The organism is Streptomyces sp. NPDC041122, from assembly GCF_055592445.1.
The window spans coordinates 152,264-164,578 of record NZ_JBVIYQ010000003.1; the positions used below are offsets into that span (position 1 = coordinate 152,264).

General features: G+C 71.2%; 14 protein-coding genes and 1 tRNA gene. 5 read left to right on the plus strand and 10 right to left on the minus strand.

Translation table 11 applies throughout. From position 1 onward, the window contains the following. Window positions 1–32 precede the first annotated feature (32 nt). The 6 genes from ACZ6B8_RS13010 to ACZ6B8_RS13035 form a co-directional block, all read right to left on the minus strand. Window positions 33–1,199: a lipid-transfer protein gene (locus ACZ6B8_RS13010; RefSeq protein WP_471090079.1), complete on the minus strand. Its 1,167-nt coding sequence runs from the start codon at window positions 1,197–1,199 to the stop codon at window positions 33–35. After that, window positions 1,196–1,663 carry a MaoC family dehydratase gene (locus tag ACZ6B8_RS13015; RefSeq protein ID WP_471607274.1) on the minus strand — a complete coding sequence of 156 codons (468 nt, stop codon included), beginning with the start codon at window positions 1,661–1,663 and terminating at the stop codon, window positions 1,196–1,198. The genes ACZ6B8_RS13010 and ACZ6B8_RS13015 overlap by 4 nt, the downstream gene beginning before the upstream one ends. Then, window positions 1,660–2,835, minus strand: a complete 1,176-nt coding sequence (locus tag ACZ6B8_RS13020; protein WP_471607275.1) for an acyl-CoA dehydrogenase family protein — start codon at window positions 2,833–2,835, stop codon at window positions 1,660–1,662. The genes ACZ6B8_RS13015 and ACZ6B8_RS13020 overlap by 4 nt, the downstream gene beginning before the upstream one ends. A gap of 1 nt (window position 2,836) precedes the next feature. Next, a complete protein-coding gene (locus ACZ6B8_RS13025) occupies window positions 2,837–3,982 on the minus strand; it encodes a bifunctional MaoC family dehydratase N-terminal/OB-fold nucleic acid binding domain-containing protein (protein WP_471607276.1) in 1,146 nt (381 codons plus the stop codon). Beyond that, a complete protein-coding gene (locus ACZ6B8_RS13030) occupies window positions 3,979–5,166 on the minus strand; it encodes an acyl-CoA dehydrogenase family protein (RefSeq protein ID WP_471607556.1) in 1,188 nt (395 codons plus the stop codon). The genes ACZ6B8_RS13025 and ACZ6B8_RS13030 overlap by 4 nt, the downstream gene beginning before the upstream one ends. Before the next feature lie 424 nt (window positions 5,167–5,590). Beyond that, entirely contained in the window at window positions 5,591–5,902 is a 312-nt protein-coding gene (locus tag ACZ6B8_RS13035) for a hypothetical protein (RefSeq protein WP_471088342.1), read from the minus strand. A 407-nt stretch (window positions 5,903–6,309) separates the two neighbouring features. On the opposite strand from ACZ6B8_RS13035, the gene ACZ6B8_RS13040 reads away from it, so the two are divergent. Together ACZ6B8_RS13040 and ACZ6B8_RS13045 are read left to right on the plus strand one after the other, a co-directional pair. Next, window positions 6,310–7,263, plus strand: coding sequence for a bifunctional DNA primase/polymerase (locus tag ACZ6B8_RS13040; protein WP_471607277.1), 954 nt, complete (start codon window positions 6,310–6,312; stop codon window positions 7,261–7,263). Between the two features lie 286 nt (window positions 7,264–7,549). After that, on the plus strand, window positions 7,550–7,789 hold the full coding sequence (locus ACZ6B8_RS13045; protein ID WP_471088346.1) for a chaplin: 240 nt from the start codon (window positions 7,550–7,552) through the stop codon (window positions 7,787–7,789). 124 nt (window positions 7,790–7,913) lie between these two features. On the opposite strand, the gene ACZ6B8_RS13050 is transcribed toward ACZ6B8_RS13045, so the two are convergent. Both ACZ6B8_RS13050 and ACZ6B8_RS13055 read right to left on the minus strand, forming a co-directional pair. Continuing rightward, complete coding sequence (locus ACZ6B8_RS13050; RefSeq protein ID WP_471607278.1) at window positions 7,914–8,153, minus strand: hypothetical protein; 240 nt, start codon at window positions 8,151–8,153, stop codon at window positions 7,914–7,916. 227 nt (window positions 8,154–8,380) lie between these two features. Continuing rightward, window positions 8,381–8,575 carry a hypothetical protein gene (locus ACZ6B8_RS13055; RefSeq protein WP_471607279.1) on the minus strand — a complete coding sequence of 65 codons (195 nt, stop codon included), beginning with the start codon at window positions 8,573–8,575 and terminating at the stop codon, window positions 8,381–8,383. On the opposite strand from ACZ6B8_RS13055, the gene ACZ6B8_RS13060 reads away from it, so the two are divergent. From ACZ6B8_RS13060 to ACZ6B8_RS13070, 3 genes are all read left to right on the plus strand, one after another. After that, the gene (locus tag ACZ6B8_RS13060; RefSeq protein ID WP_471607280.1) at window positions 8,574–8,774 is read left to right on the plus strand and encodes a hypothetical protein; all 201 of its coding nucleotides are present in this window, start codon (window positions 8,574–8,576) and stop codon (window positions 8,772–8,774) included. The genes ACZ6B8_RS13055 and ACZ6B8_RS13060 overlap by 2 nt on opposite strands. Before the next feature lie 186 nt (window positions 8,775–8,960). Beyond that, entirely contained in the window at window positions 8,961–9,650 is a 690-nt protein-coding gene (locus tag ACZ6B8_RS13065) for a hypothetical protein (protein ID WP_471607281.1), read from the plus strand. Beyond that, a complete protein-coding gene (locus ACZ6B8_RS13070; RefSeq protein ID WP_471607282.1) occupies window positions 9,650–10,138 on the plus strand; it encodes a hypothetical protein in 489 nt (162 codons plus the stop codon). The genes ACZ6B8_RS13065 and ACZ6B8_RS13070 overlap by 1 nt, the downstream gene beginning before the upstream one ends. 299 nt (window positions 10,139–10,437) lie before the next feature. Here the strand turns inward: ACZ6B8_RS13070 and ACZ6B8_RS13075 are convergent. Together ACZ6B8_RS13075 and ACZ6B8_RS13080 are read right to left on the minus strand one after the other, a co-directional pair. Beyond that, window positions 10,438–10,522: transfer RNA gene (locus tag ACZ6B8_RS13075), tRNA-Ser, on the minus strand. 63 nt (window positions 10,523–10,585) lie between these two features. Next, a complete protein-coding gene (locus ACZ6B8_RS13080; RefSeq protein WP_471088350.1) occupies window positions 10,586–12,094 on the minus strand; it encodes a S1C family serine protease in 1,509 nt (502 codons plus the stop codon). Window positions 12,095–12,315 lie beyond the last annotated feature (221 nt).

Consider the following 12,315-nt stretch of genomic DNA (forward strand, 5'->3'; position numbering starts at 1 on the left):
GCCTCGTCGCACACGCGAGGGACGCGCCGGGTTCAGCCGTCCGCCGCCAGAATCAACCCCGATGTGGGAACACCCGTGCCCGCCGTCACCACTGTGCGTGCGGCGCCGGGTATCTGGTTCACCGAGGTGCCGCGCACCTGGCGGACGGCTTCCGCTATGCCGTTCATGCCGTGCAGATACGCCTCGCCCAGCTGGCCGCCGTGGGTGTTCAGGGGCAGCCGCCCCTCGGCGACGAAGCCCGCGGCCTCACCGCGCGGACAGAACCCGAACTCCTCCAGTTGCATGAGCACGAACGGCGTGAAGTGGTCGTAGAGGATCCCCACGTCGATGTCGGCCGGGGCGAGCCCCGAGGTCCGCCAGAGCTGCCGGGCCACCACGCTCATCTCGGGGAGACCGCTGAGGTCGTCGCGGTAGAAGCTGGTCATCTGCTCCTGCGCCCGCCCCGCGCCCTGGGCCGCGGCGGCGACGACCGCCGGAGGGTGCCGGAGGTCGCGGGCCCGCTCCGTGGTCGTGACGACGAGCGCCTGGCCGCCGTCCGTCTCCTGGCAGCAGTCCAGGAGCCGCAGCGGCTCGACGATCCAGCGCGACGCGGCGTGGTCCTCCAGGGTGATCGGTTTCCCGTGGAAGTACGCCGCCGGGTTGGTGGCCGCGTACCGGCGGTCCATCACGGCGACGTGGCCGAAGGCGTCCGGTGTCAGGCCGTACGTGTGGAGGTAGCGCTGGGCCGCCATCGCCACCCAGGAGGCGGGGGTGAGCAGGCCGAACGGCAGCGACCAGCCGAGCGCCGCCCCCTCGGCGGACGGCTCGCGCCGCTGCACCCCGGAGCCGAATCTGCGGCCCGAGCGTTCGTTGAACGCGCGGTAGCAGACGACGACTTCGGCCACCCCGGCCGCGACCGCGAGCGCCGCCTGCTGGACGGTGGCGCAGGCCGCGCCGCCGCCGTAGTGGACGCGGGAGAAGAAGGACAGTTCACCGATGCCGGCCGCCTGGGCGACGGTGATCTCCGGGCTGGTGTCCATGGTGAACGTGACCATGCCGTCCACGTCCGCGGGAGCGAGCCCCGCGTCGTCCAGCGCGGCCCGCACCGCCTCGACGGCCAGCTTGAGCTCGCTGCGCCCGGAGTCCTTGGAGAACTCCGTGGCCCCGATGCCGGCGATGGCGGCCCGGCCGCCGAGACTGTCGCGCGTACGGACGCTCATGCGGCCCTCCCTCCCGCGCCGACGGTCACCGTGACGGTGCCCGTCACGTGGTTGCCGATGCCGTTGGCCCCGACGACCCTGACGGTCGCGGTGTCGCCCTCGGGAGAGGGAGCGACGCGCTCCACCGTGCCGGTCAACACCATGGTGTCTCCGGGGTAGTTGGGGGCGCCGAGCCGTATGGCCACCTTGCGCAGGACGGCGGTGGGGCCGAAGTGGTCGGTGATGTACCGGCCCACCAGGCCGTTCGTGGTGAGGATGTTCATGAAGATGTCGGGGGAGCCCTTGGCCCGCGCCAGCTCCGCGTCGTGGTGCACGTCCTGGTAATCACGGGACGCGATGGCCCCGGAGACGATCAGGGTGCGGGTGACCGGGATCTCCAGCGGGGGCAGCACCTCGCCCTCCCGCGCCCTGCCTGCTCTCCCCGTCGTGCCTGCTCTCCCCGTCGTGCCTGCTCTCCCCGTCATGCCGGCTCCTCCTCCCGCGCGATCAACTCGCCCAACTCCTGCAGCACTTCGCCGCCACTCCCCAAGTACGCGTCCAACTGCCGCCCCCACAGGAAGAGCCGGTGCACGGGATGGTCGAGGTCGGCGCCCGCGCCGCCGTGCAGGTGCTGGCTCGCGTGCACGACGCGGGTGCCCGCCTCCGACGCCCACCAGGCGGCGGTGAGCGCGTGCGTCGCGCAGGGCAGGCCCGCGTCGCGGCGCCAGGCCGCCTCGTAGGCCGTCACCCGTATCGCCTCGGTGTCCATGTGGGCGTCCGCGGCGCGCAGTTGGACGGCCTGCTTGGCGGCCAGGGGGCGGCCGAACTGCTCCCGCTCGTTGGTGTGGGCCACCGCGCGGGCCAGCGAACCCGCGCAGACCCCGGCCTGCAGCCCGGCGAACGCGGTCCGCGCGGAGGCCAGCACGTCCTCGTACGCCCCAGATCCCCCACGGCCCCCCTCGGCCCCCGGACCGCCACCTCTCTCGGCCGCCGACCCACCGACCCCGCCCGCACCCGTGCCCCCGCCCCGCTCCACACCCGGCCCGCCGGCCCCGCCGGACCCGCCGGTCCCCCGTTCCGCGCCCGCCTCACCGAGCCGTTCCGCGGGGACCCCCTCCAGCACGAGCCGGCCCGCGGCCCAGGGCGCGGTCAGCTCCACCGGCTCCACCCGCGCGTCGGCCACCCGCACCAGCCACAGGCTCCGGTCGGCCGCCGCCACCAGGACCTGCGTCGCGTCCCGCAGCCAGGGCACCCACGCCACCTCGCCGCTCAGCCGCCCGTCCGCGGACGCCACGACCCCGCCCCGGGCCGGGAACGCCCCCGTCGCGACCGCGCTCCCCTGCCGCAGCGGAGGCAGCAGCCGGTCCCGCTGCTCCGGCGTGCCGTGCGCCGCCACCGCGAGCAGGCCGTAGACACAGCTCGCCGCGAACGGCACCTGCGCCGTGACCCGGCCCTGCTCCTCCAGGAGCAGCACGAGCCCGAGCAGCCCGACCTCCTCCACCGCGCCCGGCAGACCCGCCGCGCACAGCGCCTTCCACAACTCGGCGTCAGACCCCGTGCCCGCCGCCGCGAGCCGCTCCGGGGTGGCCAGGTCGGCGAAGATCTCCCCGGCGAGATCACGGGCCGCCGCCTGCTCCTGGGTGGGCGTGAAGTCCATGTCAGCCCACCCCTCCCGCGTCGCCGGCACCGGCACCGGCGCTGTCCGAAGCCCGGAACATCGGCAGCTCCAACTCCGCGTCGACCCGCTGGAACTCCAGCCGGACCGGCATCCCCACGCGCACCTTGTCGTACGGCACCCCGGTGACGTTGCTGACGATCCGCACGCCCTCCGCCAGCTCGATGAGGCCGACGGCGTAGGGCGGGTCGAAGGCCGGGAAGGGCGGGTGGTGCATCACGACGTACGAATGGACCGTGCCCTCGCCGCTCGCCTCCACCGTGTCCCACTCGAGTGAGCCGCAGGCGTTGCAACCCGGCAGCCAGGGGAAGCGGAGGTCGCCGCATCCGGTGCAGCGCTGGATCAGCAGGCGGTGCTCGGCGACGCCCGCCCAGAACCCGGCGTTGTCGCGGTTGACGACGGGGCGGGGGCGGCTGCTTCTCGGTTTCTGGCCCGCGGCGGCTTGCCGCGGGTCCGCCGGGGTTCGGTCACCCGGGTCCGCCGGGGTTCGGTCACCCAGGTCCGCCGGGGTTCGGTCACCCAGGTCCGCCGGGGTTCGGTCACCCAGGTCCGCCGGGGTTCGGTCCTGCGCCCCCGCTCCGGCTCGGTCACGCCGGGCGGCCCGGGTGTGCTCCGTCCCGCCGTCCGCGGAGGGGCGCTCCCGCTGGACCGCCGGAGCGTACTTGAGGATGCGGAAACGATGCGTCCCCGCCAGTTCGCCGCCGGCCAGGACGTCCATCCGCGTCGTCACGAAGTGGCCCGTGCCCAGCTTGGTCGTCTTGCGCGGCGAGACCGACTCGATGACCGCGTCATAGGTGATCTCGTCGCCGGGGCGCAGCGCCCGCAGATACTCCTGCTCGCAGTCGGTCGCGACCACCGAGGTGTACCCCGCGCCGTCCAGCAGCGCGAACAGCTCGTCGTGGGCGCGGAAGCGGCCGCCGCGCGCGGAGAGGCCGCCCATCGTCCAGGCCTGCAGCATCGTCGGCGGCGCCACGGGATCCTCGCCCCCGTACGCGGGATGGGTGTCGCCCATCGCCTCGCACCAGTGCCTGATCATCGGACGGTTGACCGGGTCCTTGCCGCGCCCGGTCTCCTCCGCGGCCCGGCCCTCGAAGGCCCGCAGCTCGTCGTACGGGATCTCGCCCTTCACCGTCGCCCCCTCCGCATCCCGAGCCGCATCGTCGCCACGATCTCGCGCTGCACCTCGCTCACCCCGCCCCCGAACGTGTTGATCTGCGCCGCCCTGTTCATCCGCTCCAGCTCCCCGTCCCCGCATCCGCCCGGTGAGCCGGCCCGGACCAACCCCGCCTCGCCCGCCGTCTCCTGGCATATCCGGTACACCGCCACGGCCGATTCGGTTCCCATGAACTTCACGCCGCTCGCGTCGCCCGGCGCCGGCGTCCCCGCCCCCACGTCCCCCACCAGACGCCAGCTGAGCAGGCGTGTCGCCGCCAGCCGGGCGTGTGCCTCGGCCAGCCGCGCCCGCACCCACGGGGCGTCGATCCGCCGCTCGCCCGTCACCGGATCGGGTGTGCGGGCCGCCGCCCGTGCCGCCGCGTAGAAGTCCTCCGCCTGCATGCCCATCGCGGCGAGCGCCACCCGCTCGTGGTTCAGCTGGTTGGTGATGAGGCCCCAACCACCGTTCTCCTCGCCGACCAGGTGATCGGCGGGCACCCGGACGCCGTCGTAGTAGGTGGCCGTCGTCGTCAGGCCGCCGACGGTCTCGATGGGTGTCCAGGAGAAGCCGGGGGCGTCGGTCGGGACGAGCAGGATCGAGATGCCCTGGTGCTTGGGGGCGTCGGGGTCGGTGCGGCAGGCGAGCCAGATCCAGTCGGCGTTCTGCGCGTTCGACGTGAAGATCTTCTGCCCGTCGATCAGCCAGTCCCCGCCCTCACCGGCCGCCCCGTCGGAGTCGACGCGCACCGCCCTCGTCCGCAGGGACGCGAGGTCCGTCCCGGCGGAAGGCTCGCTGTAGCCGATCGCGAAGACGAGGTCACCGCTGAGGATCCGCGGCAGGAAGGCGGCCTTCTGCTCCTCCGTGCCGTACTTCATGAGGGTGGGCCCGACGGTGTTGAGGGTGACCATCGACACCGGTGCGCCCGCGCGGTACGCCTCGTCGAAGAAGACGAACTGCTCGTCGGCGCCGCACCCTTGCCCCCCGTACTCGACGGGCCAGCCGATGCCCAGCATGCCGTCGGCCCCGATCCGCCGCAGCAGCCGTCGCTGGCCCTGCGTGTCCGCGCCGTCCGGGGGGCCGTCCGGCATCACGTCCCGGAAGTACGCGCGCAGTTCGGCGCGGCGTCGGCGCTGGCGTTCGGTGGAGGCGAGGTACACGGTGGCGGCCTCTCCGGCTCGTACGGCGCGTACGGGCGGTACGGGTGGCACGGGCGGGTACGGGCGATTCGGGGACGTACGGGCGCGCGGCGGCGCACCGCTCGTACGAGCCGCATATCGCTGTCGCCATCCCGTACTGACTAGGGTTTCTGACTGTCCGTCAGATCGCGTACCGGTGTCAAGAGATGCCGACACCAAGACACTCCGACACCAAGCCACCAAGCCACCAAGCCACCAAGAGACCCCGGCACCAAGAGATCCCCCACAGCCGGCTGCCCACCACAAGCCGCCCACCCCGCACCCCACCCGCACTCCACCCCCGAACACGCCTGTGCGGCGGCGCCGAAGCACCGCCGCACAGAGCGTCACACCCCACAGCCCACGCCCCTTGGAGCCGTCCCGAGCGACTCAAGGGGCCGTCGGCTCACCAGAGGTGGGTGAAGTTGACCGCGATGTTCTCGTTCTCCTGGTGGATCGCCGTGAACGCGGAGCCGTTCACCTGGGCGGTGTTGCTCTGGTTGGAGGCGCCGTTGCCGACGGCCTGCTGCTGCGTCGTGGACGAGTTGCCGCTGTTGTTGTGGCCGACGCCGCTGCCGTTCACCGTCGCCACGCCCGCGTTCGATCCGTCGTTCGCGAAGGAGCCGTTGTCGGCCGTCGCGATGCCCGTGAAGAGCGCCGCAGCCAGCGGCACGGCGGCGGCGGCGGCGATGATGCGGGCGGTACGGATGCTTGCCATGTCTGTTTCCTCCAGAGCAGGAGGTGCACGCCGGACGGGCGTCCGTGAGCACCGGAAGTACGGCTTATCCCAAGGAAGTTGGCCGACCGCCTTGGAGTTCTGTACGACGTCGCGAGATCAGAGTTGCCCACCGAATCCCCGGCGAACCACCCCTATCGCCCCGATTCCCCCGCAAGCGTGATGACATGTCGATAAACACGCTTCACGCCCCCTGCATCGCCTTTCAGGGCTGTGCGAACCCATTCGAACCGGGGCGCATGCCTTGTGCCGCATGAGGCGAAGCGTTCCGGCAGCGCCGCACGAAGCGCCCGGAGCGAGGGGGCGGCGCCCCTTGCGGAGCACACCACCCCACCGTCCGGGGGTCGCCCCCTCTTCCCTTCTTCGAACGCGTGTACGAAAATGAAGTCATGGCCCCCACCGAACGCGGCGCCACTGGAAGCAGCTCTTCCGCATCCAGCGCGGCCGCCCGCACCTCCGCGTCCAGCACGGCCGCCCGAAGCGTCGCCGACCGCCGCGCCGCCACCCTCGCGCTCGCCCATGCCCTGTCCGCGGCCGAGCGGGGCCTCTCGGTGATCCCGCTCTCCCGCACCAAGCTCCCCGCCCTGCGCTCCCCCCACCACGACGACCCTCAACCGGCCCTCTGCCACGGCGAGTGCGGCCGCCCCGGCCACGGCGTGTACGACGCGACGACCGACCCGCACCGCATCCGGGAACTCTTCGCCGCCGCGCCCTGGGCCACCGGCTACGGCATCGCCTGCGGGCTGCCGCCACACCATCTGATCGGGATCGACCTGGACACCAAGTCCGGTACGGACGCGTCCGCGGGCCTGCGCGAACTGGCGCTGCGCCACCTCTTCACGATCCCCCCGACCGTCGTCGTGACCACGCCGAGCGGCGGTCGGCACATCTGGCTGACGGGGCCGCCGCACGCCGTGGTCCCCAACTCGGCGGGCCGGCTCGCCCCCGGCATCGACGTCAGGGGCGCGGGCGGCTACCTCGTCGGCCCCGGTTCCCGTACCGAACACGGGATCTACAGCACCGCACCCGGCACGGACCATCTGCCGCCCGCGCCCTGCCCGCCCGCGCTGCTCCGCCTGCTCGCGCCGCCCCCGTCGCGCGCGCCCCGCACGCCCTCGAACCCGGAGGCCCAACGCGGCCAGGGTCTTGTGCAGTTCGTCCTCGCGGCGCACGAGGGCCAGCGCAACACCCGCCTGTTCTGGGCCGCCTGCCGCGCGTACGAGAACGGCATCGGCGAGGCCCTGGCACCCCGGCTCACCGACGCCGCCCTCCGCGTCGGCCTCACCGAACGCGAGGCCCTCTCGACGATCGCCTCGGCGGAGCGCCTGACGGGTCACACCTGAGAGGTCGTGCCTGACGGGTCACATCCGAGAGGTCGCGCCTGAGAGGTCACGCCTGACGCGTCACGACTGACCTGCCGTCACGGCTGACCTGCGAAGCCCACACATCCCTCACCCCCCACCGACCACAGCCGTCCCCCGAATGGCGGTACGAACGTGTCCGGCGGCGGGGGTGAGCGTTGATCACGCAGGCGCCCGACAGGTGTGCTGCTCCTCTGCCGGAGCGACGTCGTGTTGTGTGTGGCCCGGCGGGGCGCCTTCGACAGGCACGTAATCAAGGAGAACAAGCATGTCCGCAATGAAGAAGACGACCGCTGTCGTGCTGGGCACCGGTGCCCTCGTCATGGGTGGCGCCGGCCTCGCCGCCGCCGACTCCGGTGCGCAGGGCGCTGCCGTGAACTCCCCGGGCGTCATCTCCGGCAACATGGTCCAGGTTCCGATCCACATCCCCGTCAACGCCTGCGGCAACACCGTTGACGTCATCGGCCTGCTGAACCCGGCCTTCGGCAACACCTGCGTCAACGACTGATCAGGCGCAGCATCGCGCCGTAAGGCGGGACGACACAGAAAGGGCGCGATCCCCGCGGGGATCGCGCCCTTTCCGCGTGCGGTGCGGCCGCCGGACCGCGTCGGCCCGGGCGTCACTCAGCCCGTCAGCACTTCTTCGCGGTCTTGACCTGGACGTACGGACGGCACTTACCCGGCACGACAGGACCCTGCACCGGGACGTTCTTCCAGATGTAACCCTTCTTGCACACCTGCACCTGGGAGAGGTCGAGGCACGCGTTGGGGTCGAACGTCATGGCCCGGGCGTCGCCCTGGTTGCCAGGAAGCGCGACAAAGAGGGTGAGGCTGAACAGCCCCGTCAGAATCGCCACGCAGGCCTTACGCATCGTCGTTCTCCCGTTTCACATGTCAGACGCCAGGTTCCTGGCGCCGAGAGATCATGCGTTTCCTCTCACCGCATGTCAAGAGCACGTAAAACCCGCAAGGTGCAGGTACGGCTCAGTTCCCGCACAAACAGGTCGCAACGAGCGGGAGTTGATGCGCAGCCGGGCAGTTCGAAGAAGTCCCTGGGCGAGAAGCCGGCGGAGCCACGGCGGCGAAGGCTTCCAACACCTCAAGGAAGCTGACGGCCCATCTTCGCAAGCCGACGGTTGTACCCCACGGTGAACTGAGCGGCGAGCGCATGGATCATCTCGTCGACAGGTACCGCTACGGGAATCTCCGCGGCCTCCTCGTTCTGCCCGCGGGCGGCACCCACCTGCCCGGTGCCGCCCGCGGGCTCCCACCCGGAAGGGACACCACTACTCATGGGTCGCTCCCTCGACCTGCGGCATGCGGGCGTGTCGCTCTGGCTTGAGTCGGGGGTCTCCCCGGCAGAGGTCGCCCGTCGCGCGGGCCACAGCATCGCGGTCCTCTTCCGCTTCTACGCGAAGGCCATCCACCGCAGCCAGGATCGGTCGAACCGCCAGATTGAGCGAGCTCTGGAGGCGGCAGAAGAAGAGGACTGACCGCTAGTTCTACGCGCTCCTCAAGGCGCCGTCCTTCGCCCCCATCAGGCAGGACGGCGCTCGCGCTGTTCTTGGACCTCAATTCTTGCTCAGAAGATCACCTACGACCTTCACCCAGAGCATCCGCTCCAGTACTTTCAGGTGACCGGCCGCCCAATAGGGGCGGCTCATCGGGGAAGGTGCCTTGTGGGCATCAGAGCAACCAAGGGCCTGCTGATTCCGGCAGCCACCTTTCTGCTTTGTGCGGGGCTGACCACTCCAGCACTGGCAGACGCACCCAGCCCAGAACCCATAGCCGGTAGCTCCGCAGACGCGGAGGACACCGCCGTCCAGCCCGGCCCGCCCGCCGAGCCGGAGGAGACGGACCTCATTGAGGTCCAGGACCCCGACGCTCCCGTAGAAGGCGGAGAGTTGCCGCCTGGGAAGGCCGATCCTGCTCCCGGCGCCGAGCACTGCACACCGGGCGGTGTGTACCGGCCCACCAGCAAGGGCGGAAAGTTCCACAAGGGGGTTGGCCCGACGAATGCCAACTACAACGGCACGAGCCGTACTGCCAAGTCTCGGTTCGAGGCCGAAGTCACCGGCAAGGTCGGTGTATCGGTATCTGCCGGGCTCAAGGTGAAGGTCAGCACGCTGGTGCATGAGCTTGAGGGCGAGTTCAACGTCAATCTGTCGGTCGAACTGACCGCGAAGATGGGCAACGTCATCAGCGTGGATACCCCCTCCAAGAGGACCACACATGCCAAGTACGGCGTCTACCGGCTGAAGCACAAGGGCAAGAGCTACTCCTACTACAGCGATTGCTCGACAACCGCGAAGAAGACGATCACCAGCTACTCCCCGTACCGGGTGGGCTGGTACATCTGGGAGACGTGATGCCCCACACTGCCAAGCGGGCAACTCTCCGCACGGCAAGCTGCATCACTGGCGTGCTGTTGGTAAGCGTCGTCCTTGGCGGCTGCTCTGGGGCAGATGACTCGTCGAGGCAGTCGAAACCGACATCCTCCGCGACTCCCTCCAAGGACAAACCCAGGCCGGAGCACATCCCCGGGGAGTCGGTCAGCGAGGCGCCAAAGCTTCCGGAGGGCAAGGCGCTGGCCGAAATCGCAGCGGCTAAGGGGAATCAGAACGTCCCGCTCGGCCGTGTCGCTGCGGGGCCGCTGTCCGTGCTCGTCAACTGCCAGGGCAAGGGAACGCTAAAGGTCACGGTCCAACCCATGGGATTGAGCTTCCCGCTCGCCTGTGTGGACGGCGAGATCAGCAGCACATACAACGAGCTGGGCCTCAAGAAGGCGAGGCCAGAGGGCACTGTCACTGTGACTGCCCCCTCCGCAGTTCGCTGGTCCCTCACCGTGGGTCAGTAGCAGCCAAGCGACACAGCGCCCCAGGGTCTTGCCCTGGGGCGCTGCTCGCTGTACTAGCGCGGAGCCGAGGTCCGTGAACAAGCCCGCGGTTCCCACAGCACTTCGGATGCTGGCCCATTGATGGCCCAAAGCCCCTGGTTAAAGGCCCCGTTCGGGCTCCACCGTGGTCCACGCCTGGTCCACACACGCTGGTCAAAGGCGTGACAGTCGCGGATCAAGGTGAGACACGCCCCCCACGAAAAAGGGTGCCTCTCAATGAGAGACACCCTTTCTGACCAGCACACACGCTGGCCTGCGAGCGGTGGGTGTGGGATTTGAACCCACGGTGACTCGCGCCACGACGGTTTTCAAGACCGTTCCCTTAGGCCGCTCGGGCAACCCACCCCGCGCCGTCCCGCCCGTGCCGGAGCGGTGGGATCAGGACTGCGCGGGGACAAGACTAGCGGGTCAGCTGTCGCCCTTGCGCTGGCCCAGGGTCACGTCGACCGTGTGCTCCTTGCCGTCGCGCACGTAGGTGATCTTGACGGTGTCGCCCGGCTTGTGGGTCCAGATCTGGCCGATCAGGGTCGGGCCGCTGTCGACCGCCATGTCGTCCAGCTTGGTGATGACGTCGCCGGGCTTGAGGCCCGCCTTGTCCGCCGGGCCGTTCGGGGTGACCGGCTTGGACGTGCCGTCCGCGCCGCCCCGGCTGATCGTCGCGCCGTCGCCCTCCTGCTGGAGGGAGACCGAGGCGCCGATCACGGGGTAGACCGGCGTACCGGTCTTGATCAGCTGCTGGGCGACCTGCTTCGCCTGGTTCACCGGGATCGCGAAGCCGAGGCCGATGGAGCCGGACTGGCCGCCCCCGCCGAGGCCGCCGCCGCTCTCCGCGGGCTTGATCGCGGAGTTGATGCCGATCACCGCGCCCCGCGCGTCGAGGAGGGGGCCGCCGGAGTTCCCGGGGTTGATGGACGCGTCGGTCTGGAGCGCGCTCATGTACGAGCTCTTGCCGCTCTGGCCGCCGTCGCTGGAGGTCACCGGGCGGTTCTTGGCGCTGACGATGCCGGTCGTCACCGTGTTCGACAGGCCGAAGGGGGCGCCGATCGCGATGGTCGAGTCGCCGACGGCCACCCGGTCGGAGTTGCCGAGCGCGAGCGGCCGCAGCCCCTCGGGGGCGTTCTTGAGCTTGATGACCGCCACGTCGTAGCCCTCGGCGCGGCCGATGACCTCGGCGCCGTACTTCTTGCCGTTCGAGAACGTCACCTGGAGCTTGCCGCCCTCGGCGGCCGACGCCACCACGTGGTTGTTGGTGAGGATGTGGCCCTGCTTGTCGTAGACGAAGCCGGTGCCCGTGCCGCCCTCGCCGCCACCGCTCTGCGCCTCGATGGTCACGACGCTCGGCAGCGCGTCGTTCGCGATCTTGGCGACCGAGCCGGGCTCGCGCTTCAGGTCGGCGGGGGTGTCCGCGGCGGAGACCGTCGTGGAGCCCGTGTCGTCGTCGCCCCGCTCGGCCGCCCAGTAGCCGACGCCGCCGCCGATGCCGCCCGCGAGCAGCGCCGCCGCGAGCACCGCCGCGACCAGACCGCCGCGCCGGCCGCCGGGCTTCGGCTCCTGCGGGTGGTAGGAGGCGCCCCAGCCGGATCCGGAACCGCCGCCCGTGGCGTACGAGGGCACGGCGGGCGGCACAGGCGGCGGCCAGTTCCCGGCGCCGGAACCGCTCTGCGGAGCGCCCGCGGCGGCCGGAGCGGGGGCGTGGGCGGGAGCGTGGGAGTGCGCGGGAGCCGCGTGTGCCGCCCCCGCGTGCCCCGGCTGTCCTGCGGGCGCGGGCGGAGCCGCGGCGCCGGCGCCGGTCCCGGGCGCGGACCCCGCGGCGGGACCGGCGGCAGCGGAGTCGGCGGGAACAGCGGGAGCGTCCACCGGCGCGGGAGGCGCGGACGGGGCCTTGGGTACCTCGTTGCCCTCGTTCTCGGTGCTCACAGCTCTTCTCCTCGGTCCATGCTGTCGTTGCGTGCGTTCTCGGTCACGGCCTGGCTGTGCCTACTGTGCACCTGTTACCTGTGTACGCGGCGGCCCGGCCACCTGTGGACGCGGCGTGCGCGGGGCGGCCGCTTGCGCGGGTACGCGCTGCCGAGTCCGCGGTACAGATGTCTGCAGTCAGCTTTTCCCATGGGCTGTCAGGGCACCATAAGCCGATCCTG

Bases quoted from the DNA above. Each gene is read 5' to 3' on its own strand.
- ACZ6B8_RS13040 (WP_471607277.1), top strand. From the start codon at position 6,310: ATGGCCCCCACCGAACGCGGCGCCACTGGAAGCAGCTCTTCCGCATCC.
- ACZ6B8_RS13070 (WP_471607282.1), top strand. From the start codon at position 9,650: ATGCCCCACACTGCCAAGCGGGCAACTCTCCGCACGGCAAGCTGCATC.
- ACZ6B8_RS13035 (WP_471088342.1), bottom strand. From the start codon at position 5,902: ATGGCAAGCATCCGTACCGCCCGCATCATCGCCGCCGCCGCCGCCGTG.
- ACZ6B8_RS13010 (WP_471090079.1), bottom strand. From the start codon at position 1,199: ATGAGCGTCCGTACGCGCGACAGTCTCGGCGGCCGGGCCGCCATCGCC.
- ACZ6B8_RS13015 (WP_471607274.1), bottom strand. From the start codon at position 1,663: ATGACGGGGAGAGCAGGCACGACGGGGAGAGCAGGCACGACGGGGAGA.
- ACZ6B8_RS13060 (WP_471607280.1), top strand. From the start codon at position 8,574: ATGGGTCGCTCCCTCGACCTGCGGCATGCGGGCGTGTCGCTCTGGCTT.
- ACZ6B8_RS13055 (WP_471607279.1), bottom strand. From the start codon at position 8,575: ATGAGTAGTGGTGTCCCTTCCGGGTGGGAGCCCGCGGGCGGCACCGGG.
- ACZ6B8_RS13045 (WP_471088346.1), top strand. From the start codon at position 7,550: ATGTCCGCAATGAAGAAGACGACCGCTGTCGTGCTGGGCACCGGTGCC.
- ACZ6B8_RS13020 (WP_471607275.1), bottom strand. From the start codon at position 2,835: ATGGACTTCACGCCCACCCAGGAGCAGGCGGCGGCCCGTGATCTCGCC.
- ACZ6B8_RS13050 (WP_471607278.1), bottom strand. From the start codon at position 8,153: ATGCGTAAGGCCTGCGTGGCGATTCTGACGGGGCTGTTCAGCCTCACC.